Origin of the sequence: Ancylobacter lacus, from assembly GCF_018390635.1 — a bacterium.
Classification (GTDB): Bacteria; Pseudomonadota; Alphaproteobacteria; order Rhizobiales; family Xanthobacteraceae; genus Ancylobacter; species Ancylobacter lacus.
Map to the genome: position 1 here is coordinate 70,685 of NZ_JAHBGE010000008.1, position 20,296 is coordinate 90,980.

Consider the following 20,296-nt stretch of genomic DNA (forward strand, 5'->3'; position numbering starts at 1 on the left):
GTGAGGGATCGGGTGATGGCCTGGGCCGCTCACCGGGCAGAAGCCCCCGCCGCGCCGGCTGGGCCGGTACGGCGGGGGCTTGTCGAGGTCGAGGCCGCCGCTGCCTGCGCGGCGATGGCCTCGTTCACGGTGCCGGCAGTGTCATGCCGGCTGTGCCACCCGGAAGCGGCCGATCGCGTTGGAGATCAGCGGCCAGAGGCCGGCCACCAGGCCGAGGACCATGATGGTGGAGACCAGCGGGTTGGAGAAGAACACCCCGAGCGAGCCACCCGAGCCGAGCAGGGACTGGCGGAACGCCTCCTCCGCGCTGTCGCCGAGGACGATGGCGAGCACCAGCGGCGCCAGCGGGTAGCTGGTCTTCTTGAGCAGGTATCCCAGCACGCCGAACACCATCATCATCAGCACGTCGAAGACGTTGTTGTTCACGGTGTAGGCGCCGATCGCGCAGATCACCAGGATGACCGGGGCGATGATCGAGAACGGAATGCGCAGGATCGAGGCGAACAGCGGAACCGTGGTGAGCACCAGCAGCAGGCCGACGACGTTGCCGAGATACATGGAGGCGATCAGGCCCCACACGAACTCGCTCTGCTCCACGAAGAGCATCGGGCCGGGCTGGAGACCCCAGATCAGCAGGCCGCCCAGCAGCACCGCGGCGGTGGGCGAACCGGGGACGCCGAGGGCGAGCATCGGCAGCATCGCCGACGTGCCGGCGGCATGGGCCGCGGTCTCCGGCGCGATGACGCCCTCGATCTCGCCATTGCCGAAGTTCTTGCCGTTCTTGGACACGCGCTTGGCGATGCCATAGGCCATGAAGGAAGCGGGAGTCGCGCCGGCGGGGGTGATGCCCATCCAGCAGCCGATGATGCAGGAGCGCAGCGAGGTTGCCCAATAGCGCGGCAGCGTGGCCCAGGTCTTGAGAACGACCTTGGGGTCGATCTTGGCGGCCTTGCCGCGGAACTCCAGCCCTTCTTCCATGGTCAGCAGGATTTCGCCGATGCCGAACAGGCCGATGACCGCGATCAGGAAGTCGAAGCCGTTCAGCAGTTCCTCGGAACCGAAGGTGAGGCGCAGCTGGCCGGTCACCATGTCAAGTCCGACCGCGGCGAGCGCGAAGCCGATCATCATGGAGACGATGGTCTTGGCCGGCGGTTCCTTGCTCATGCCGACGAAGGAGGCGAAGGCGAGGAAATACACCGCGAACTTCTCGGCCGGGCCGAACTGGAGGGCGAAGCGGGCAACCAGCGGCGCGATCAGGGTGATCATGATGACGGCGACGAAGGCGCCGACGAAGGACGAGGTGAAGGCCGCCGTGAGCGCTTCGCCCGCCTTGCCGTTGCGTGCCATCGGGTGGCCGTCGAAGGTGGTCGCCACCGACCATGGTTCGCCGGGGATGTTGAACAGCACCGAGGTGATGGCGCCGCCGAACAGCGCACCCCAGTAGATGCAGGTCAGCAGAATGATGGCCGAGGTCGGCGACATCGAGAAGGTGAGCGGCAGCAGGATGGCGACGCCATTGGCGCCGCCGAGGCCGGGCAGCACGCCGATGATCACGCCGAGCAGGATGCCCACCGCCATCAGCAATATGTTGAACGGATCCGAGGCTATGGCGAACCCGTGGTAGAGATTGATGAAATTGTCGAACATTGGCGCATCCCTGGGACGGCGCGAGCCGCCTGTGCATGTCTCGCGTTACGGGTTCAGAGTCCGAGCATGGCCTCGATGGGCCCCTTGGGCAGCGGGATGAGGAACCAGCGCTCAAGCGTGAGGAAGAAGAACACCGGCACGCCGATGGCCACGGCGAGCGTCAGGGGCCAGCCATATTTGCCGAGCCAGATCATGAAGAGGGTGATCAGAAGAAAGGACGGCACGTAGATCCCGAGATACGGGATCAGGATGACGTAGATCGTCGCCGGAATGAGCACCTTGAGGACCTGGCTCATCTGGCCCCATTCGGCGAACAGCTCGGTCGGGTCGACACGGAGCGCCTGAACGAGATTGATGATGCTGCAGCCGGCGATGACGAGACCGACATAGAACGGGAAGAAGCCGGCCTGGGGGCCGTCGCTGCTCCAGCCGACGCCGACCAGCAGGCTGCCATAGATGACGATGCCGCCGAAGAGGAGGGTGAGGAGCGCGGTGCCGAGTTCGGCATTGCGCTGCGTCGGCCCGGAGCCTGGGGCTCCGTGGGGTGGATGTGCCATCAGTGTCTCCGAAAAACCGCGCAAGAAGCCTTCCGGCGGGCAAGGCCCGCCAGGGATGGGTCGCGCCCAGCGCTTCAGGCTGGGCCTCTATGTTGTTGCCGGCATCCGCGCCGGAACGTCCGCCATCGGTGGGAGCGCCACGGTGGGCGCGTCCGACGCGCTCCCGCGTTCCTTTGGAAGAAACCGGAGCGCGGCAGGCGGAAGGGGTGTCGCGCACCGCACCAGGCGGTGCGCGACACAGGCTCAGTTACCCGCGATAAAGCCGGCTTCCTGCATCAGAGCCTTGTGGTTCTTCTCACTGCCCTCGAGCCAGCTCACGAATTCCGGGCCGGCCATGAAGGTCGGGTTGAAAGCGCCGTCCTTCATGAGCTGCTGCCACTCGGGCGTCTCGCGGACCTTCTTGAAGAGGTCGACGAAGTACGCCACCTGCTCGGCGCTGACCCCCGGCGGCATGAAGATGCCGCGCAGCATCAGATATTCCACGTCGACACCGGCCGACTTGCAGGTCGGCACGCTCGACCAGGAGAGGTCGCCGAGGATCTTGTCGGTGTAGGGGAGGGTCTTGTCGTCGAAGACGCAGAGCGGACGAACCTTGTCGCCGCGCCACTGGGAGACCGCTTCGATCGGGTTGTTCACGGTGGAGTCGACATGGCCGCCGACGAGCTGCACGGCGACCTCGCCACCGCCCTTGTACGGAATGTAGGTCAGCTTCTTGCCGATGGCCTTCTCGAAGGCGACCGTGATGATCTGGTCTTCCTGCTTGGAGCCGGTGCCGCCCATCTTGAAGGTGCCGTCCGGCGCCGCCTTGATGGCCGTGACATATTCCTGCGCGGTCTTGTAGGGCTTCTCGGCGTTCACCCACAGGACGAATTCGTCCAGCGCCAGCATCGCGACGGGGGTCAGGTCCTTCCAGTTGAAGGGAATGCCGGTCGCGAGCGGGGTGGTGAACAGGTTCGAGAGGGTGATGACGATCTTGTGCGGGTTGGCCTTGGAGTTCTTGACGTCAAGGAAGCCTTCGCCGCCGGCGCCGCCCGACTTGTTGATGACCACGAGCTGGGTCGACATCAGCGAATGCTTGGCAATGATGCCCTGCAGCGTGCGCGCCATCTGATCGGCGCCGCCGCCGGTGCCGGCGGGCACGATGAATTCGACCGGCTTGGTCGGCTCCCAGGCCGCCGCAGGCTGGAGAGACATCGCTGTAATGCCCAGCGCGGTGATGGCGCCGAGACCAAAGGCGTTGAAAATGTTCATCTACCGTTTCCTTCCCAAAGGGTTCGTCCAACTGCCGATCATTTTGCGTCGGCATGTTTTTTTGCGCCGCCCCTCGGGCCCCGACGTGGCGGCACCACAATGACCGAACGGCCGTTCAGCCGCGCCCTCGGTTATTATGTAGAATAAGGTGTACCAAGAATCCGTGGCCGACAAGCACTAATTCCAAAGTGGAATGCTGCGACGCAAGGTCAGTGAGTTTGCTTGTTTCTGAAGCGTTGGCATCTGTAATAATGTTCTTGGTATACGTAATACTCGATGCCCGAATATGTTGCGCGAATTCTTGCAAGCCACTGTTGTCACGAGCGAATTACGTCGCTCGTATCCGCCGGTAAGGTCTGCGCGCAGGGTATGACGGGTGAAGGCGCCGTCAGACAGCCGGTGGCGGGTGCTGCTTTCCCTCCCGCCGCCACGACGGCCGGATACTCGCGGCGTCAAGTAATGCCGGGTACCTGTTCGCGGGAGATGGCGGTCGCCGCTACGGAGCCGGTGACCCCCTGGCAAACACCGCTGCGGCAGGGCCGTTGGTGACTTCACGCCGGTTGGTGGTGCGCGGGCTCCATCTGCGGCATGTCGCTGCGTGGAGGCGGCGCTACGAATGTGCGGGCGGGAGTTCGACCGTGGCACGGCCGCCAGCCGCTGCCCAACTTCCTCCTGTCCTCTGTCGCACTGCGGAATCGTTTTTGCTAGAAACGGCCCGTGGCGCAGGCCTTTGCGTCGCGCCACGGGGACGCGTTTCGCGTCGTCACGGCGGCCGCCGGCCGCATGAGGAGAGGTTCCCTATGACCAGCCGTGTGATTCCGGTGGCTCCCTTCGTTCTCACGGTCTTCGGCGCGACCGGCGATCTGTCGCGCCGCAAGCTGATTCCCGCCCTGTTCCATCGCGATCTCGCCGGGCAGCTCCCGGACGAGGCCACCATCGTCGGTGTGTCCCGCCGCCACATGAGCGACGAGGAGTTCCGCCATTTCGCGAGCCAGGCCCTCGCGGACCACGTTCCGGCCTCGGAACTCGAGGGATCGGAGGTGGAGCGCTTTCTCGGCCGCCTGCACTATGTCACCGTCAATGCCGAGGGCGAGGAAGGCTGGAGCGAGCTGGCGAGCGCGATCGCCGGACAGGGCGACCGGATTCGTGTCTATTACCTCGCCACGGCGCCGCACCTGTTTGGCCCCATCTGCGAGAAGCTCGGCAAATACGGGCTGTCGGAGCAGGGCGCTCGCGTGGTCATCGAGAAGCCGATCGGCAAGGATCTCGCCTCCGCCCTCGCCCTCAACGAGCAGGTCGGCCGCTACTTCCCGGAAGATCGGGTGTACCGCATCGACCACTATCTCGGTAAGGAGACGGTGCAGAACCTGATGGCGCTGCGCTTTGCCAATGCCCTGTTCGAGCCGCTGTGGAACAACGCCCACATTGACCATGTCCAGCTCACGGTGGCGGAAAGCCTCGGGGTGGAAGAGCGCGCCGGCTATTACGACACCGCCGGCGCCATGCGCGACATGGTGCAGAACCACCTGCTCCAGCTCCTCTGCCTGGTGGCCATGGAGCCGCCCTCCTCGCTCGACGCCGACGCTGTGCGCGACGAGAAGCTCAAGGTGCTGCGCGCGTTGAAGCCGATCAACGAGCACAATGTGGCGAGCGTCACCGTGCGCGGGCAGTACCGCGCCGGCGCCTCCTCGGGCGGGGCCGTGCCCGGTTATCTTGAAGAACTGGGCTCCACCCGCAGCCAGACCGAGACCTTCGTCGCCGTCAAAGCCGAGGTGGAGAACTGGCGCTGGGCCGGCGTGCCGTTCTACCTGCGCACCGGCAAGCGGCTGGCCTCGCGCGTGTCGGAAATCGTGGTCGGCTTCCGCAATGTGCCCCATTCGGTGTTCGGGGAATCGGTCGGGGCGATCGAGCCCAACCGGCTGGTCATCCGCCTGCAGCCGGACGAGGGCGTCAAGCTGTGGCTGATGATCAAGGACCCCGGTCCGGGTGGCATCCGCCTGTCGCATGTGCCGCTCGACATGAGCTTCGCCAAGGCCTTCAAGGTGCGCAATCCCGACGCCTATGAGCGCCTGCTGCTCGACGTGGTGCGCGGTAACCAGACCCTGTTCATGCGCCGCGACGAGGTCGAGGCGGCCTGGAAGTGGGTGGACCCGATTCTCTCCGCATGGCGCAACGTCAAGGAGCCGCCGCGCCCCTACACGGCCGGCACCTGGGGTCCATCGGCCGCCATTGCCCTCATCGAGAGGGATGGCCGGACATGGCTGGAGGATGGTGCGTGAGCTGGCATCCCGGCCATGGCCTGACCGTGCACGGCTTCTCCTCCGCGGCGGCGCTGGCGGAGGGGCTGGCAGCCCATGTCGCGGCCACGCTGCGGGCGGGAGTCGCGGAAAAGGGCGCCGCCAGCTTCGCGGTGTCCGGCGGCCGCACGCCCGTGAACTTCTTCGAGGCGCTGTCGGCGCAGCCGCTGCCCTGGGCCAGGGTCAGCCTCACACTGGTGGACGAGCGCTGGGTGCGGGAGTCCTCCGAGCGCTCCAATGCCCGTCTGGTGCGGCAGCATCTGCTGCGTGGGGAGGCGGCCGGGGCGCGCTTCGTGCCGCTCGCCAACGACGCCCCAACCCCGGAGGACGGCCTCTTCGCGGTGAACGAGGCGCTGGAGGACCTGCACTGGCCGCTTGCCTGCGCCGTGCTGGGCATGGGGGATGACGGCCACACCGCCTCCTTCTTCCCCGGAGGCGATCATCTGGCGGAGGCCATCGACCCGAAGGGAGCGCTGGGCCTCGTTCCGATGCGGGCGGCGGGTGCCGGCGAGCCGCGCATCACGCTGACGCTGCCGGTGCTGCTGGCCGCCGACCTTCTGGTGCTCCACATCGAGGGAGAGGCCAAGCGTGCGGTGCTTGAGAAGGCCCTGGAGGACGGCCCGGCCGAGGAGATGCCCATCCGTGCCGTCCTGCGGTCGGCCCGGCCGCCGCAGGTGTTCTGGTGCCCGTAAAACCGGGCCATGCATGTCCGCCGAAAAATTGCCTATCACCTTTACGTCAGGAGGTCCCCATGGCCGACCCCGCCCTTTCTTCCGGCATTCATGCGCGCATCGGCGAGGTGACCGAGCGCATCGTGCGCCGCTCGCACGACCGCCGCGCCCGCTATCTCGACCGCATCGCCGAGGCCGCCGAGAAGCAGCCGAGTCGGGCCCGGCTCGGCTGCGCCAACCAGGCCCACGGCTTTGCCGCCTGCGGGCCGTCCGACAAGGCGATGCTGCGGCAGGGCGCCGGGGCGAACCTCGCCATCGTCACCGCCTATAACGACATGCTGTCGGCGCATCAGCCCTATGAGCGCTATCCCGATCTGATCCGGGCGGCGGCCCGGGCGGCGGGTGGCGTCGCCCAGGTGGCCGGCGGGGTGCCGGCCATGTGCGACGGCGTCACCCAGGGCGAGGCGGGGATGGAGCTCTCGCTGTTCTCCCGCGACGTCATCGCGCTCTCCACCGCTGTGGCACTGTCGCACCAGACCTTCGACGCGGCGGTCTTCCTCGGCATCTGCGACAAGATCGTGCCCGGCCTCGTCATCGGTGCCCTCTCCTTCGGGCATCTGCCGGCGGTGTTCATCCCCGCGGGGCCGATGACCTCGGGCCTGCCCAATGACGAGAAGGCCAAGATCCGGCAGCTCTTCGCCGAGGGCAAGGTGGGGCGCGACGCCCTGCTGGAGGCCGAGGCGCAGTCCTATCATGGACCCGGTACCTGCACCTTCTACGGCACCGCCAACACCAACCAGATGATGATGGAGATCATGGGCCTGCATCTGCCCGGCGCCTCCTTCGTCAACCCCAACACCCCGTTGCGCGACGCCCTCACCACCACGGCGGCGGAGCGCGCCATGGCGATGACGGCGCTGGGCAATGATTACCGCCCGATCGGGCGGATGATGGACGAACGGGCTTTCGTCAACGGCGTCGTCGGTCTTCATGCCACGGGCGGCTCGACCAACCACACCCTCCACATCGTCGCCATGGCCGCCGCCGCCGGCATCACCATGACCTGGGACGATTTCTCCGATCTCGCCGAGGTGACGCCTCTGCTCTGCCGCGTCTACCCCAACGGCAAGGCCGACGTGAACCATTTCCACGCCGCGGGCGGGATGGGTTTCGTCATCCGCGAGCTGCTCGGGCACGGCCTGCTCCACCGCGACGTCGAGACGGTGTGGGGCGGCGGGCTGGACGCCTATGTGCAGGAGCCCGTCCTGAAGGACGACGGCGCGCTGGACTGGCGCGAGGCCGCAACGGCAAGCGGCGATGAGGCGGTGCTCCGGGGCGTCGGGACGCCGTTCCAGGCCACCGGCGGGCTGCGGCTGCTCTCGGGCGACCTCGGCAAGGCGGTGATCAAGACCTCGGCCATCGCGCCGGAGCGTCACGTCATCGAGGCGCCGGCCCGGGTGTTCCACTCGCAGGAGGCGCTGCAGGCCGCGTTCAAGGCCGGCGAGCTCACCGGCGATCTGGTCGCCGTGGTCCGTTTCCAGGGTCCGAAGGCCAATGGCATGCCGGAGCTGCACAAGCTGATGCCGCCGCTTGGCGTGCTGCAAGACCGCGGCTTCCGGGTCGCCCTCGTCACCGACGGGCGGCTGTCCGGCGCGTCCGGCAAGGTGCCGGCGGCGATCCATGTCACCCCCGAGGCGGCCGATGGCGGCCCGATCGCGCTGATCCGCGACGGCGACATCGTCCGTGTCGACGCCGTGAACGGCACGCTCACCGTGCTGGTCGACGAGGTGGCGTGGGCCGAGCGCGCGCCCGCCTCGGCCAATCTGGCGGCCTCGCATGTCGGCGTCGGCCGCGAGCTGTTCACCGCCTTCCGGGCGGCGGTGGGAACCGCCGATACGGGGGCGAGCATCTTCGCGGTGGCGTGAGCGGGCGGCGGGTGATGCCCGCCGCCCTTTTGTCGCGGAGGCGTCAGCCGGTGGTCGGGATGACGAACTGGGCGCCTTCGCGGATGCCGGTCGGCCAGCGGGCGGTGGTGGTCTTCATCTTGGTGTAGAAGCCGACGCCTTCCATGCCGTAGACGTTGCGGTCGCCGAAGATCGACCGCTTCCAGCCGCCGAAGGAATGGAACGCCACCGGCACCGGGATCGGCACGTTGATGCCGATCATGCCGGCGCGGGCGTCGCGGTTGAAGGCGCGCGCGGAATCGCCGTCGCGGGTGAAGATGGCGGCGCCGTTGCCATATTCGTGGTCGTTCACCAGCTTCACCGCCTCGTCGTAGCGGTCCACCCGCACCACGGAGAGCACCGGCCCGAAGATCTCCTCCTTGTAGATGCGCATGTCCGTGGTCACGCGGTCGAAGAGCGTGCCGCCGAGGAAGTAGCCACCTTCATAGCCCTGAAGCTTCAGGCCGCGTCCATCCACCACGAGTTCGGCGCCGGCGGCCACGCCGTCGTCGATATAGGACGAGACCTTGGCGAGATGCTCCTTCGTCACCAGCGGGCCCATCTCGCTGTCGGGGTCGAGGCCGGGGCCGACCTTCAGCGCCCGCACCTTGGGCGCCAGCCGCTCGATCAGCGCATCGCCGACCCCGCCAACCGCCACGGCGACCGACACCGCCATGCAGCGCTCGCCGGCCGAGCCATAGCCGGCCCCCATCAGCGCATCGACCGTCTTGTCGAGGTCGGCGTCGGGCATCACCACGAGATGGTTCTTGGCGCCGCACAGCGCCTGGGCGCGCTTACCGTGGGCGCAGGCGGTGCGATAGACATACTCTCCGATGGCCGTGGAGCCGACGAAGCTCACCGCGGCGATGTCGGGATGGCTCAGAAGGGCGTCAACCGCCTCCTTGTCGCCCTGCACCACATTGAAGACGCCCGCGGGCAGGCCGGCCTCGAGCAGAAGCTCGGCGAGCAGCAGCGCCGCGCTCGGGTCCTTCTCGGAGGGTTTCAGCACGAAGCAGTTGCCGCAGGCCAGCGCGACCGGGAACATCCACATCGGCACCATGGCGGGGAAGTTGAACGGCGTGATGCCGGCCACCACGCCAAGGGGGTGGCGGGTCGAAAACACGTCGACGCCGCGGGCCACCTGGTCGGTGAAATCGCCACGCAGCAGGTGGGGGATACCGCAGGCGAACTCGACCACTTCAATGCCGCGGGTCACCTCGCCCTTGGCGTCCTCGAGGGTCTTGCCGTGCTCGCGCGTGATCGCCGTCGCGAGCGCATCGATGTCGCGCTCCAGCAGCGCCTTGAACTTGAACATGATGCGTGACCGCGTCAGCGGCGGCGTGTCCGCCCAGGCGGGGAAGGCCGCAACGGCCGATGCCACCGCGTCCGACACGGTGGCGGAAGATGCCAGCTCGACCTCGCCGCTCTGTGCGCCGGTGGCGGGGTCGAAGACCGGCCCGGTTCGTCCGCCCTTGCTGACCGGCCTGCCGCCGATGAAATGCCCGATGACCGCCATGGATTCCGTTTCCTCCGTTCGCGACTGTGTCGACGCTTTTGCGCCACCATTCCTCATCCGCCGGGGTGGAGGCCGTCAAGCCGCCTTCCGCTGGGGGTGGCGCGTCAGAGCCCCAGGGCTGTCAGGAGATCACGGAGGCGTTCCGTCTCGGCCTGCACGTAGACCTCGAACGGCTCGCCGCCGAGATAGGCGCTGATCCAGTTGTACTGGTACAGCTTCGATCTCCAGGTCAGGGTTGAGACCATGCGGTCGGTCATTCCCAACAGGGCCTGATAGCCGCTCTGGCTGATGCCGGGCGAGGCGAAGAGGCCGCACCAATTGGGTGTCCGGCAGTCGACGCCGTATTCAAACAGCGTAGGCACGTTCAGCCCGGGCAGCCGCTGGGGCGCCGCAACCGCGAGGGCGCGCAGCAGGCCGGAGCCGAGATACGGCACCAGGTCGCTCAGATTGATGACGCCGCATTCCACCTGGCCCGCCAGGACCGCCTTCAGGCCTGCCGCCCCGGTGACGCTCGGGCGATAGGAAACGGCGTTCGCCGGCAGGTTCAGCTGGCGTGCGATCGAAAGCGCGAGGAGGTGGCCGGTGCTGCCGAGTTTCGCACCCGTCCAGCGCACGCTCTCGGGCGCCGCCACCCAGGCGGCGGCGAGTTCGCTGAAGTTCGCGGCGGGATTGTCGCGGCTCACCACCACGACCCCGTAATCGTTGAGCAGCCGTACCAGCGGTCGCGTCGAGGACAGGTAGATGGCGGCGTGCCGGTAGAGCAGCGTGCCGATGATCGCACCGCTGGCTATCAGCACCGTTGTCGAAGGGTCTGTCCGCGGAGAGAGCAGCTTCGAAACCGCGTCGCTCGCTTCCCCGCTGGCGGTGAGCTCGATCCTGGCGTCGATCCCTGCTTCCCCGAGGCAGTCCGCCAGTACGTTGCCCACAAGGTCGAGCCCGGTACCTCCCAGAGTCGGTACCAGAATGTTGAGCGTCCGGGGCGGGAGGATGGCGGGCGTATGGACCTGTGCGCCCGCGATGGCCGGTGCCCCCACCACCAAGGTGGAGAGACATCCGAAGGTAAAATGGCGCCGGTCCGGCCTGCTCATGAATATGTTACCGGCAGAGATAGCGCGTCACACCAAGGTGAGGCGACGTTCGAATGGCGCTGGTTCCATTTGGGCTCTCAGCACCATGGAAATTGCATCATATATATACGCAATATTGGAATATGTGATACGGCCTCAGGCCATTTTGCAATTTCGCGGTGCTGCCCTTCCGTTACGCTCCGACCGGCCGACGCGTCGTCTCCAGAAAGCGCACCAGCGAATCGCACGCTCCCAGAATGTGGGCCCGGGTCAGTTCCGCGGCCCGCTCGCCGTCCCGGGCAATGCACGCGTCCAGAATCTGCTGGTGCTCCTGCCGGGCGCGGTCCATCCCCGAGGTCAGCACGAGCTGCGCCCTGAGGTAACGATCCACCCGGTCCAGTGCCGCGCGAATGGTCTGGAGATAATAGGGACGGCGGGCCTCCTCGTAGAGGCGGTAGTGAAACTGGCGATTCAGATCGCCCCATTTCGCCGAATTGGCCTCCGTCGCAAAGGCTTCGGCAAAGCCGCGCGCCTCTGCGAGGGCATCGTCGGAGATGCGGGCGATCGACAGGCGCAGCACTTCCGGCTCGATGAGGGCGCGGAATTCGAACACCTCGCGGATTTCCTCGATCGACAATGAAGCCACAACGGCGCCTCGGTAGCGTTGCGTCGCGACCAGCCCCTGTTCTTCCAGCCGCGTGAGCGCCTCCCGCACGGGGATGCGGCTGACATTGAACATGCGGGCAATGTGATCCTGACGCAGAACCTGGCCTTCGCCGATGTCGCCCCGGGCGATGGCCTCGCGCAATGCGTCGAAGATCACGTCCGAAGCGGACGCCATCTGCGCGATGTTGGTCGCATTGATTTTCACGAGAACCTCCGCCAGAACGAAATTCGATATTGCAAATTGGATCCAAAAAACACAAGCTCATCCTCAGAGCGCGAGCCACCGCACCATGACCGCCGGGGCCTCGCCGCGCCACCCGATCGTCGGCGCCCCCGCCGCAAAGGAGAAGACCATGTGGACAGGTGTCCTTCCCGCTGTCACCGCCAAGTTCAAGGAAGACGGTAGCCTCGATCACCGCGAGATGGAGCGCTGCTTCGCCTACCAGATCGAGGCCGGCGTCGACGGGCTCATCGTCAATGGCTCGCTCGGCGAGGGCTCCATGCTCTCCCATGACGAGCGCATCGCGGTGCTCAAGACCGCGCAATCGGTCGCCGGGAAGAAGCCGGTGCTGATGACGATTGCCGAAGCCGCGACCCGCGACGGGGCGGCTCTGGCGGCGCGTGCCGCACGCGAGGGCGCCTCGGGCCTCATGGTCGTGCCCAGCACGATCTACCACACCAATCCCAAGGAGACGGTGGCCACCATCCGCGCCGTCACCGAGGCCGGCGACCTGCCGGTCATGATCTATTCCAACCGCGTCGCTTACCGCGTCGACGTCACCGTCGACATCCTCGCCGAGCTGGCGAGCGACCGGCGGATCTGCGCCATCAAGGAATCGTCCGACGATATCCGCCGCAGCATCGACGTGATGAACGCTTTCGGCGACCGCTTCAACGTGCTCACCGGCGTCGACAACCTCGCCTACGAGGCGCTGGCGGTCGGCGCTGTGGGCTGGGTGGCTGGCCTCGTGGTGGCCTTCCCCCACGAGACCGTCGCGATCTACCGGCTCATGAAGGCCCGCCGCTTCGACGAGGCGCTCAGCATCTATCGCTGGTTCCGCCCGCTGCTCGACCTCGACGTGTCGTCCTATCTCGTCCAGAACATCAAGACCGTCGAGGCCATGGTGATCGGCACCACCGAGCATGTGCGCGCGCCGCGCCTGCCGCTGGAAGGGGAGCAGCGCGCCAAGGTCGAGAAGATCGTGCGGGAAGCCCTCGCCACCCGGCCGACCTTGGCTCTGGCGGCCTGAGGCCGATGCCGGCCGCCTCCCGGTGGCCGGCGTCCTTTTGGATCGGCTGGCGTGAGCGTTCGGTATGAGTGACGTGATCGCGGTGGTCGGGGCCGGCATTGTCGGCCTCGCCGTCGCCTGGCATCTCCAGCAGGACGGACACGAGGTCCGGCTGGTCGAGCGTGGGCCGGTCGCCGAGGGCGCAAGCTACGGCAATGCCGGCGCCTTCGCCTTTTCCGACGTGCTGCCGCTCGCCTCGCCGGGCATCCTGCGCAAGGCGCCGCGCTGGCTGCTCGATCCGCTGGGGCCACTCTCGATTCCGCCGGCCTATCTCCCGGTCATCACGCCCTGGCTGCTGCGGTTCTGGCGGGCGAGCCAGCCCGACCGTTTCGCGGCGAGCCTCGCCGCGCAGTGCGAGCTGATGCGGCTGGCCTCCCGCGCCATGGACGCCATGGTGGCGGGCGCCGGGCTTTCCGGCCGGGTGCGCAGCGACGGCAATCTCCAGCTCTATGAGAGCGAGGCGGAGCTGCGCACCTCGCTGCCGGGCTGGGCGGCGCGCGAGCGCGAGGGCATTGCCTTCGAGCATGTGCGCGGTGAACGCCTCGCCGCCCTTCAGCCGGGGCTGGCGCCGCGCTTCGTGGCTGGCACATTCACCCCGCACTGGCAGACGGTCGACGATCCCTACCGCTTCGCCATGGCGCTGTTCGACGTGGTGATGGCGCGCGGCGCCTCGGTCGAGCGCGGCGACGTCGGACAGATCGAGCAGGGTCTCTCCGGCGTGCGTGTCCGCATGTCGGATGGGCGCTTCATCGATGCCGACGCGGCGGTCATCGCCGCCGGCGCGTGGTCGCGGCCGCTCGCCGCTGTGCTGGGCGACGCCATTCCGCTCGAGACCGAGCGCGGTTACAACACCACCCTTCCCACGGATGCGTTCGACCTGCGGCGGCAGCTCACCTTCGGCGGTCACGGCTTCGTGGTCACGCCGCTGTCGACCGGCATCCGGGTCGGCGGCGCGGTGGAACTCGGCGGCCTGAAGCGTCCGCCCAATTTCGCCCGGTCCAGGGCGATGCTGGACAAGGCGGCCGCCTTCCTGCCGGGCCTGCTGACCGAGGGTGGCCGGCAGTGGATGGGGTTTCGGCCCTCGCTGCCCGACACTCTGCCGGTCATCGGGCCGGCGCGCGGTTCCTCCCGGGTGTTCTACGCTTTCGGACATGGCCATTCCGGCCTGACCCAGAGCGCGGCGACCGGCCGCCTGATTGCCGACCTCATCGCCGGCCGACCGCCTGCCATCGCGCTGGAGCCGTTCCGGCCCGACCGCTTCTGATTTTCCGGCACATCTGCCGACCACGAGGGACACGCCATGGCGCGCCACAGCTTCTTCTGCATCGACGGGCATACGTGCGGAAATCCGGTCCGCCTCGTGGCGGGCGGTGGCCCGCAGCTTCAGGGTGCCACCATGATCGAGAAGCGCGCCCATTTCCTCGCCGAGTTCGACTGGATTCGCCGGGGTCTGATGTTCGAGCCGCGCGGCCACGACATCATGTCCGGCTCCATCCTCTACCCCCCGACCCGGCCGGATTGCGACGTCGCCATCCTTTTCATCGAGACCTCGGGCTGCCTGCCCATGTGCGGCCATGGCACCATCGGCACCGTGACCATGGCGATCGAGCACGGCCTCGTGAACCCGAAGACGCCGGGCACGCTGCGGCTCGATACCCCCGCCGGCCTCGTCGTCGCGCAGTACCGGCAGGAGGGCCAGCATGTGGAGGAAGTGCGCATCACCAATGTGCCGGCCTTCCTCTATGCCCGTGGCCTCACCGCGGAATGCCCCGGCCTCGGCGAGGTGACGGTGGATATCGCCTATGGCGGGAATTTCTACGCCATCGTCGAACCGCAGGCGGCGTTCCGGGACATGGAGGACTTCTCGGCCGGCGACCTTATCCGCATGAGTCCGGCGCTGCGCGCTGCGCTGAACGCGAAATACGAGGTCGTGCATCCCGAGAAGCCGGAGATTCGCGGGCTTTCCCACATATTGTGGACCGGTGTCGCCCGGCATCCCGAAGCGCATGCCCGCAACGCGGTGTTCTACGGCGACAAGGCGATCGATCGTTCGCCCTGCGGCACCGGCACCTCTTCGCGGATGGCGCAGCTCGCCGCGCTCGGCCGGCTGAAGGTGGGTGACGAATTCGTGCATGAGAGCATCATCGGCTCGCTGTTCCGCGGCCGGGTGGAGGCGGCGGCGAAGGTGGGCGAGCGCGACGCGATCATTCCCTCCATCGGCGGCTGGGCCCGGATGACCGGTTACAACACCATCTTCATCGACGACCGCGATCCCTTCGCCCACGGCTTCATCGTCGCCTGACCTCGCCATCCCCTCCTTCCGCAGGAAGACGCCATGAAGATCACCGGCATCAAGGCCTGGCAGGTCGATCTGCCGCTCCGCGAGGGGCGCTACAGCTGGTCGAACGGCAATTTCGTCGAGGTGTTCGATTCCACCGTCGTCGCCGTCGAGACCGACGCGGGTATCACCGGCTATGCCGAATGCTGCCCGCTGGGCTCGGCCTACCTGCCCGCCTACGCGGCGGGAGTGCGCGCCGGCCTTGCCGAGCTCGGGCCGAAGCTGATCGGCCTCGACCCGACCGATCTCCTCGTGCTGAACCGGCACATGGACGCCGTGCTTCGCGGCCACCCCTATGTGAAGGCGCCCGTCGACATCGCGTGCTGGGACATTCTGGGCAAATCCACCGGGCTGCCGGTCTACAAGCTGCTCGGCGGCGCGGCGCAGGAGCGCGTCGCGCTCTACCGCGCCATCTCGCAGGAGGCGCCGGAGACGATGGCCCGCAAGATCGCCGGCTACCGGGCGGAGGGCTACACCCGCTTCCAGCTCAAGGTGGGCGGCGACGCCGACACCGACATCGCCCGCATCCGCGAGACCCGGGCGGTGCTCGGGGCGGGCGACGTGCTTGTCGCCGACGCCAATACGGGCTGGACCCGGGCCGAGGCGGCGCGGATCGTGGCGGCGGTGGCCGATCTCGACGTCCATATCGAGCAGCCCTGCCCGACCTATGAGGAATGCCTCTCGGTCCGGCGGCGCACCGCGCGGCCCTTCGTGCTGGACGAGGTGATCGGCGGGCTCGACACCCTGCTGGCGGCCTTGGCGGACGACGCCATGGACATCATCAACCTGAAGATCTCCAAGGTCGGCGGACTGACCAAGGCGAGGCTGATGCGTGATGTCTGCGTCGCCACCGGCACCCCGATGACCATCGAGGATACCTGGGGTGGCGACATCGTCACGGCGGCGATCGCCCATCTCGCGCGGTCGACGCCCGAGGAGTTCTGCTTCTCCGCCACCGACTTCAACAGCTACGGCACGGTCGACATCGCCGACGGTGCGCCGCGCCGCGCCGAGGGCTTCATGACGGCGGCGGACGCGCCGGGCCTTGGGGTGGTGCCGCGCTTCGACGTGCTCGGCTCCCCTGTCCTCACCATCGGCTGAGAGCTTCCATGCGCAGCGCACGGGTCATCCATGTCGTCGGCTGCCACGCGGAGGGCGAAGTCGGCGACGTCATCGTCGGAGGGGTCGCCCCGCCCCCGGGCGACACGGTGTGGGCGCAGTCGCGCTTCATCGCCGCCGACGGGACGCTGCGGAATCTGGTGCTGCAGGAGCCGCGCGGCGGGGTGTTTCGCCACGTGAACCTGCTGGTTCCGCCGAAGGACTCCCGCGCCGTGGCGGCCTGGATCATCATGGAGCCGGAAGACACCCCGCCCATGTCCGGCTCCAACGCGATCTGCGTGTCGACGGTCCTGCTCGACACCGGCATCGTCCCGATGACCGAGCCGGAGACCCGCATGGTGCTCGAGGCGCCGGGCGGGCTGATCGAGGTCACGGCCTATTGCCGGAACGGCAAGGCCGAGCGGATCCGCGTGCGCAACCACCCCTCCTTTGCCGACCGGCTCGACGCGCGGCTGGAGGTCGAGGGGCTGGGCACCCTCACCGTCGATACCGCCTATGGCGGCGACAGCTTCGTCATCGTCGACGCTGCCGCGCTCGGCTTCGCCATCCGGCCCGACGAGGCGAAGGACCTCGCCGAGACCGGCATGCGCATCGTGAAGGCGGCGAACGCCCAGCTTGGCTTCCGCCACCCCGAGAACGCCGACTGGAATCACATCTCGTTCTGCCAGTTCGCCGCTCCCCTTACGCAGGAAGACGGCGTGGCGTCGGGCGCGAACGCCGTGGCGATCCGCCCCGGCAAGATCGACCGTTCGCCCACCGGCACCGGCTGCTCCGCCCGCCTCGCGGTGCTGCACGCCAGGGGCGTGCTGAAGGTCGGCGACGGTTTCATCGGCCGTTCCATCATCGGCTCGCGCTTCGACTGCCGGATCGAGGCGGAGACCATGCTCGGCGGCCGCCCCGCCATCGTGCCCTCCATCATGGGGCGGGCCTGGATCACCGGTACCTCCCAGCTCATGGTCGACCCGGACGATCCCTGGCAGACCGGCTACCGGCTTACCGACACCTGGCCGCTCTGGGAGGGCTGAGCCCGCGCCGGCGGTCGCGGCTCAGCGGGTGTGATGGCGGCAGGTGCCGTGATCGGCGAGCGTCTCGATGACGCGGCATTCTCCCACCACGCCGTGGGAGCAGCCCTCGACCATGCGCTTGAGCTCCTCGCGCAGCGCCTCCAGCGCGGCGATGCGTCGCTCGACCTCGGCCAGCCTCTCGCGCGCGAGCGCATCTGCCACCGCGCAGGGCTGGTCGGGGTCGTCCTGCAGGTGGAGCAGGTTGCGGATGGCATCGACCTCGAAGCCGAGTTCCCGGGCATGGCGGATGAAGGAGAGGCGTCGCATGTCGGCGTCGCTATAGGCGCGGCGGCCTCCTTCGGTGCGCGGCGGCGCCGGCAGCAGGCCGATCTGCTCGTAATAGCGGATGGTCGGCACCTTCACCCCGCTGATGCGGGCGGCATCGCCGATGGCGCGCATGTCGGTCGCGGAGGTCATCATGGGGCTTGCTCCTCTAGTCGCTAGAGGATGTAGCCTTGGCTCAACGTCATGCAAGGGCCGGCGTTGGGAAACCTTCCGCCGGCATTCCGGGTGTCCCATGAGCCAGACCGCCGAGAAGCTTCGCTACCGTATCGAGGGCATGGACTGCGCGTCCTGTGCCGCGAAGATCGACACCGCCGTCCGTCGCATCGAGGGTGTCGCGGAGGTGTCGGTGTCCGTTGCCGCCGGCACCATGACAGTGCGGCAGGAGGGCGCCGACCTTGCCTTGCTCGAGCGGCGGGTCACCGGGCTCGGCTATCGCATCGTTCCGCTGCCCGCTCGCGGTGCCGCCGCTGCCGCCCCGGCGCCCGTTTCCGGCGCGGGCCACCCCCACGGCCATGACCATGAGCACGACCATGATCATGGTCACGCTCACGGCAGCGGGTCGTGTGGCTGCGGGCACGACCACGATCACGATCACGACCACGGCCACGATCACGGCCATCGCCACCCATCCGACCATGGCCGTAAGGCCCTGGCGGCCGGCGGCAATCCCTCGGCCGCAGCGGCCGGCCTTCATGGCCATGAGCATGGCTTTGAGGAGGGGCCGTGGTGGCGCACCGGAAAGGCCCGGCTGACGCTGGCCTGCGGGGCGGCGCTGGTGGTGGCCTATGGCATTGGCCGGTTCTGGCCCGGCGCGGATCTCTACGTCTTCACGGCCGCGATGCTGGTCGGCCTCATCCCGATCGCCCGGCGCGCCTTCGTGGCGGCGCGGCTCGGCACGCCGTTCTCCATCGAGATGCTGATGACCATTGCGGCCGCCGGTGCCGTGGCCATCGGCGCGGGGGAAGAGGGCGCGATGGTGGTCTTCCTCTTCCTCGTCGGCGAATTGCTGGAGGGTGTCGCCGCCGGCCGGGCCCGCGCCAGCATCCGCTCGCTGGCCGCGCTGGTGCCGAAGACGGCGCGGCTGGTCGAAAGCGGAGCCACCCGCGAGATTCCGGCCGAGGCGGTCGCGGTCGGCTCGCTGCTGCTGGTGCGCCCGGGCGAGCGCGTCCCTGCCGATGGCGAGGTCGTCGAGGGTGCGAGCGACGTCAACGAGGCGCCGGTCACCGGCGAGAGCCTGCCGGTGCGGCGTGGGCCGGGCGATCCGGTCTTCGCCGGCACCGTGAACGGCGAGGCTGCGCTCACCATCCGCGCCACCACCGCGGCCTCCGACAACACCATCGCCCGCGTCGTCCGGCTGGTGGAGGAGGCGCAGGAGAGCAAGGCGCCGACCGAGCGCTTCATCGACCGCTTTTCCCGCTGGTACACCCCGTTCGTGGTGGTGCTGGCCGCGCTCGTGGCGCTTCTCCCGCCGCTACTGGCGGGGGCGGGCTGGGATGAATGGATCTATAAGGGCCTTGCCATCCTGCTGATCGGCTGCCCCTGCGCGCTGGTGATCTCGACGCCGGCGGCGGTGGCGGCGGCGCTCGCCTCCGGCGCCCGCAGCGGCCTGCTCATCAAGGGCGGCGCGGTGCTGGAGCGGCTGCGCAGCGTCTCCGCGGTGTGCTTCGACAAGACCGGAACGCTCACCCTCGGCAAGCCGGTGGTGACCGATATCCTCGGGCTCGACGCGGCGGAGGACGAGGTGCTCCGGCTCTGCGCCGCACTGGAGGCGGGCTCCACCCATCCGCTGGCGCAGGCGATCCTCGTCCGGGCGGCGGCGGGCGGAGTGGCCGTGCCGCCGGTGCGCGAGGCGGCCGCGATCAGCGGCGAGGGTGTCGCCGGGGTGGTGGAAGGCCGCGCGCTCTTTCTCGGCTCACCGCGCGCCGCCGCTGCCCGCGCACCCCTGCCCGCCCGGCTGGAGGAGGCCATTGCCAGCCTCAACGGCGCGGGCAAGAGCGTCGCCGTGCTGGTCGCGGACGGGCGCACCCTTGGGGCGGTGGCGATCCGCGACGAGCCGCGGCCCGACGCGGCAGCGGCGCTGAAGCGCCTTGCCGCCCGCGGCATCCGCACCCTCATGCTCACCGGCGACAACCGGCGCACGGCGGAGGCGGTGGGCGGCGATCTCGGCATCGAGGTCCGCGCCGAGCTGATGCCGGCGGACAAGAGCCGCATCGTCCGGGAACTGCAGGCGCAGGGGCTGGTCGTGGCGAAGGTCGGCGATGGCATCAACGACGCGCCGGCGCTGGCGGCGGCCGATGTCGGGATCGCCATGGGCGGGGGAACCGACGTGGCGCTGGAAACCGCCGACGCCGCCATCCTGCACGGCCGCCTCGCCGATATCGAGGCAATGGTCGCGCTCTCCGCCCGCACCATGGCGAACATCCGCCAGAACATCGCGCTGGCGCTGGGGCTGAAGGCGGTGTTCCTCGTCACCACCATTCTGGGCATCACCGGCCTGTGGCCGGCGATCCTGGCCGATACCGGGGCGACGGTGCTGGTGACCGCCAACGCGCTGCGGCTGCTGGGCCGGCGCGCCGACTGAGCGCG

General features: G+C 68.4%; 16 protein-coding genes. 9 read left to right on the forward strand and 7 right to left on the reverse strand.

Annotated features, from left to right (window positions below):
* Positions 1 to 141: 141 nt before the first annotated feature.
* The 3 genes from KHC27_RS01765 to KHC27_RS01775 all read right to left on the reverse strand — a co-directional run bounded on the left by KHC27_RS01765 (position 142) and on the right by KHC27_RS01775 (position 3,455).
* Entirely contained in the window at positions 142 to 1,647 is a 1,506-nt protein-coding gene (locus tag KHC27_RS01765) for a tripartite tricarboxylate transporter permease (protein ID WP_213334282.1), read from the reverse strand.
* Positions 1,648 to 1,700: 53 nt separating this feature from the next.
* On the reverse strand, positions 1,701 to 2,204 hold the full coding sequence (locus tag KHC27_RS01770; protein WP_213334284.1) for a tripartite tricarboxylate transporter TctB family protein: 504 nt from the start codon (positions 2,202 to 2,204) through the stop codon (positions 1,701 to 1,703).
* Between the two features lie 243 nt (positions 2,205 to 2,447).
* Entirely contained in the window at positions 2,448 to 3,455 is a 1,008-nt protein-coding gene (locus KHC27_RS01775) for a Bug family tripartite tricarboxylate transporter substrate binding protein (protein ID WP_213334286.1), read from the reverse strand.
* Between the two features lie 800 nt (positions 3,456 to 4,255).
* On the opposite strand from KHC27_RS01775, the gene zwf reads away from it, so the two are divergent.
* The 3 genes from zwf to edd are packed head-to-tail and all read left to right on the forward strand — an operon-like array spanning position 4,256 to position 8,348.
* Entirely contained in the window at positions 4,256 to 5,734 is a 1,479-nt protein-coding gene (gene zwf, locus KHC27_RS01780) for a glucose-6-phosphate dehydrogenase (RefSeq protein WP_213334289.1), read from the forward strand.
* The gene (gene pgl / locus KHC27_RS01785) at positions 5,731 to 6,444 is read left to right on the forward strand and encodes a 6-phosphogluconolactonase (protein ID WP_343210806.1); all 714 of its coding nucleotides are present in this window, start codon (positions 5,731 to 5,733) and stop codon (positions 6,442 to 6,444) included. The genes zwf and pgl overlap by 4 nt, the downstream gene beginning before the upstream one ends.
* 59 nt (positions 6,445 to 6,503) lie before the next feature.
* Entirely contained in the window at positions 6,504 to 8,348 is a 1,845-nt protein-coding gene (gene edd / locus KHC27_RS01790; RefSeq protein WP_213334294.1) for a phosphogluconate dehydratase, read from the forward strand.
* Between the two features lie 43 nt (positions 8,349 to 8,391).
* Here edd and KHC27_RS01795 read toward each other — a convergent pair whose 3' ends face one another.
* The 3 genes from KHC27_RS01795 to KHC27_RS01805 form a co-directional block, all read right to left on the reverse strand.
* Complete coding sequence (locus KHC27_RS01795) at positions 8,392 to 9,882, reverse strand: CoA-acylating methylmalonate-semialdehyde dehydrogenase (protein WP_213334298.1); 1,491 nt, start codon at positions 9,880 to 9,882, stop codon at positions 8,392 to 8,394.
* Between the two features lie 104 nt (positions 9,883 to 9,986).
* Positions 9,987 to 10,970 (reverse strand): Bug family tripartite tricarboxylate transporter substrate binding protein, encoded by a 984-nt coding sequence (locus KHC27_RS01800; RefSeq protein WP_213334300.1) that lies wholly within the window; start codon positions 10,968 to 10,970, stop codon positions 9,987 to 9,989.
* 172 nt (positions 10,971 to 11,142) lie between these two features.
* Positions 11,143 to 11,820: a GntR family transcriptional regulator gene (locus tag KHC27_RS01805; RefSeq protein ID WP_213334303.1), complete on the reverse strand. Its 678-nt coding sequence runs from the start codon at positions 11,818 to 11,820 to the stop codon at positions 11,143 to 11,145.
* Between the two features lie 148 nt (positions 11,821 to 11,968).
* Between KHC27_RS01805 and KHC27_RS01810 the strand changes: the two genes are divergently transcribed.
* The 5 genes from KHC27_RS01810 to KHC27_RS01830 all read left to right on the forward strand — a co-directional run bounded on the left by KHC27_RS01810 (position 11,969) and on the right by KHC27_RS01830 (position 17,386).
* Positions 11,969 to 12,865 carry a dihydrodipicolinate synthase family protein gene (locus tag KHC27_RS01810; protein ID WP_213334306.1) on the forward strand — a complete coding sequence of 299 codons (897 nt, stop codon included), beginning with the start codon at positions 11,969 to 11,971 and terminating at the stop codon, positions 12,863 to 12,865.
* 64 nt (positions 12,866 to 12,929) lie between these two features.
* Entirely contained in the window at positions 12,930 to 14,168 is a 1,239-nt protein-coding gene (locus KHC27_RS01815) for an NAD(P)/FAD-dependent oxidoreductase (RefSeq protein WP_213334309.1), read from the forward strand.
* A gap of 36 nt (positions 14,169 to 14,204) precedes the next feature.
* On the forward strand, positions 14,205 to 15,206 hold the full coding sequence (locus tag KHC27_RS01820) for a 4-hydroxyproline epimerase (RefSeq protein WP_213334312.1): 1,002 nt from the start codon (positions 14,205 to 14,207) through the stop codon (positions 15,204 to 15,206).
* Between the two features lie 33 nt (positions 15,207 to 15,239).
* Positions 15,240 to 16,343, forward strand: coding sequence for a cis-3-hydroxy-L-proline dehydratase (locus KHC27_RS01825; RefSeq protein ID WP_213334314.1), 1,104 nt, complete (start codon positions 15,240 to 15,242; stop codon positions 16,341 to 16,343).
* An 8-nt stretch (positions 16,344 to 16,351) separates the two neighbouring features.
* Positions 16,352 to 17,386 carry a trans-3-hydroxy-L-proline dehydratase gene (locus KHC27_RS01830; protein ID WP_213334316.1) on the forward strand — a complete coding sequence of 345 codons (1,035 nt, stop codon included), beginning with the start codon at positions 16,352 to 16,354 and terminating at the stop codon, positions 17,384 to 17,386.
* 21 nt (positions 17,387 to 17,407) lie between these two features.
* Here the strand turns inward: KHC27_RS01830 and KHC27_RS01835 are convergent, their stop codons facing one another.
* On the reverse strand, positions 17,408 to 17,845 hold the full coding sequence (locus KHC27_RS01835; protein ID WP_425514850.1) for a MerR family transcriptional regulator: 438 nt from the start codon (positions 17,843 to 17,845) through the stop codon (positions 17,408 to 17,410).
* 97 nt (positions 17,846 to 17,942) lie between these two features.
* On the opposite strand from KHC27_RS01835, the gene KHC27_RS01840 reads away from it, so the two are divergent.
* The gene (locus KHC27_RS01840) at positions 17,943 to 20,291 is read left to right on the forward strand and encodes a heavy metal translocating P-type ATPase (RefSeq protein WP_213334318.1); all 2,349 of its coding nucleotides are present in this window, start codon (positions 17,943 to 17,945) and stop codon (positions 20,289 to 20,291) included.
* The last annotated feature ends 5 nt before the right edge of the window (positions 20,292 to 20,296 follow it).

What these genes read in the sequence shown, in the direction of transcription:
- edd (WP_213334294.1), top strand. Translation starts at nt 6,504, where the DNA reads ATGGCCGACCCCGCCCTTTCTTCCGGCATTCATGCGCGCATCGGCGAG.
- KHC27_RS01810 (WP_213334306.1), top strand. Translation starts at nt 11,969, where the DNA reads ATGTGGACAGGTGTCCTTCCCGCTGTCACCGCCAAGTTCAAGGAAGAC.
- KHC27_RS01775 (WP_213334286.1), bottom strand. Translation starts at nt 3,455, where the DNA reads ATGAACATTTTCAACGCCTTTGGTCTCGGCGCCATCACCGCGCTGGGC.
- KHC27_RS01765 (WP_213334282.1), bottom strand. Translation starts at nt 1,647, where the DNA reads ATGTTCGACAATTTCATCAATCTCTACCACGGGTTCGCCATAGCCTCG.
- KHC27_RS01770 (WP_213334284.1), bottom strand. Translation starts at nt 2,204, where the DNA reads ATGGCACATCCACCCCACGGAGCCCCAGGCTCCGGGCCGACGCAGCGC.
- KHC27_RS01800 (WP_213334300.1), bottom strand. Translation starts at nt 10,970, where the DNA reads ATGAGCAGGCCGGACCGGCGCCATTTTACCTTCGGATGTCTCTCCACC.
- KHC27_RS01825 (WP_213334314.1), top strand. Translation starts at nt 15,240, where the DNA reads ATGAAGATCACCGGCATCAAGGCCTGGCAGGTCGATCTGCCGCTCCGC.
- KHC27_RS01830 (WP_213334316.1), top strand. Translation starts at nt 16,352, where the DNA reads ATGCGCAGCGCACGGGTCATCCATGTCGTCGGCTGCCACGCGGAGGGC.
- KHC27_RS01840 (WP_213334318.1), top strand. Translation starts at nt 17,943, where the DNA reads ATGAGCCAGACCGCCGAGAAGCTTCGCTACCGTATCGAGGGCATGGAC.
- KHC27_RS01820 (WP_213334312.1), top strand. Translation starts at nt 14,205, where the DNA reads ATGGCGCGCCACAGCTTCTTCTGCATCGACGGGCATACGTGCGGAAAT.
- KHC27_RS01795 (WP_213334298.1), bottom strand. Translation starts at nt 9,882, where the DNA reads ATGGCGGTCATCGGGCATTTCATCGGCGGCAGGCCGGTCAGCAAGGGC.
- KHC27_RS01815 (WP_213334309.1), top strand. Translation starts at nt 12,930, where the DNA reads ATGAGTGACGTGATCGCGGTGGTCGGGGCCGGCATTGTCGGCCTCGCC.
- zwf (WP_213334289.1), top strand. Translation starts at nt 4,256, where the DNA reads ATGACCAGCCGTGTGATTCCGGTGGCTCCCTTCGTTCTCACGGTCTTC.
- KHC27_RS01835 (WP_425514850.1), bottom strand. Translation starts at nt 17,845, where the DNA reads ATGATGACCTCCGCGACCGACATGCGCGCCATCGGCGATGCCGCCCGC.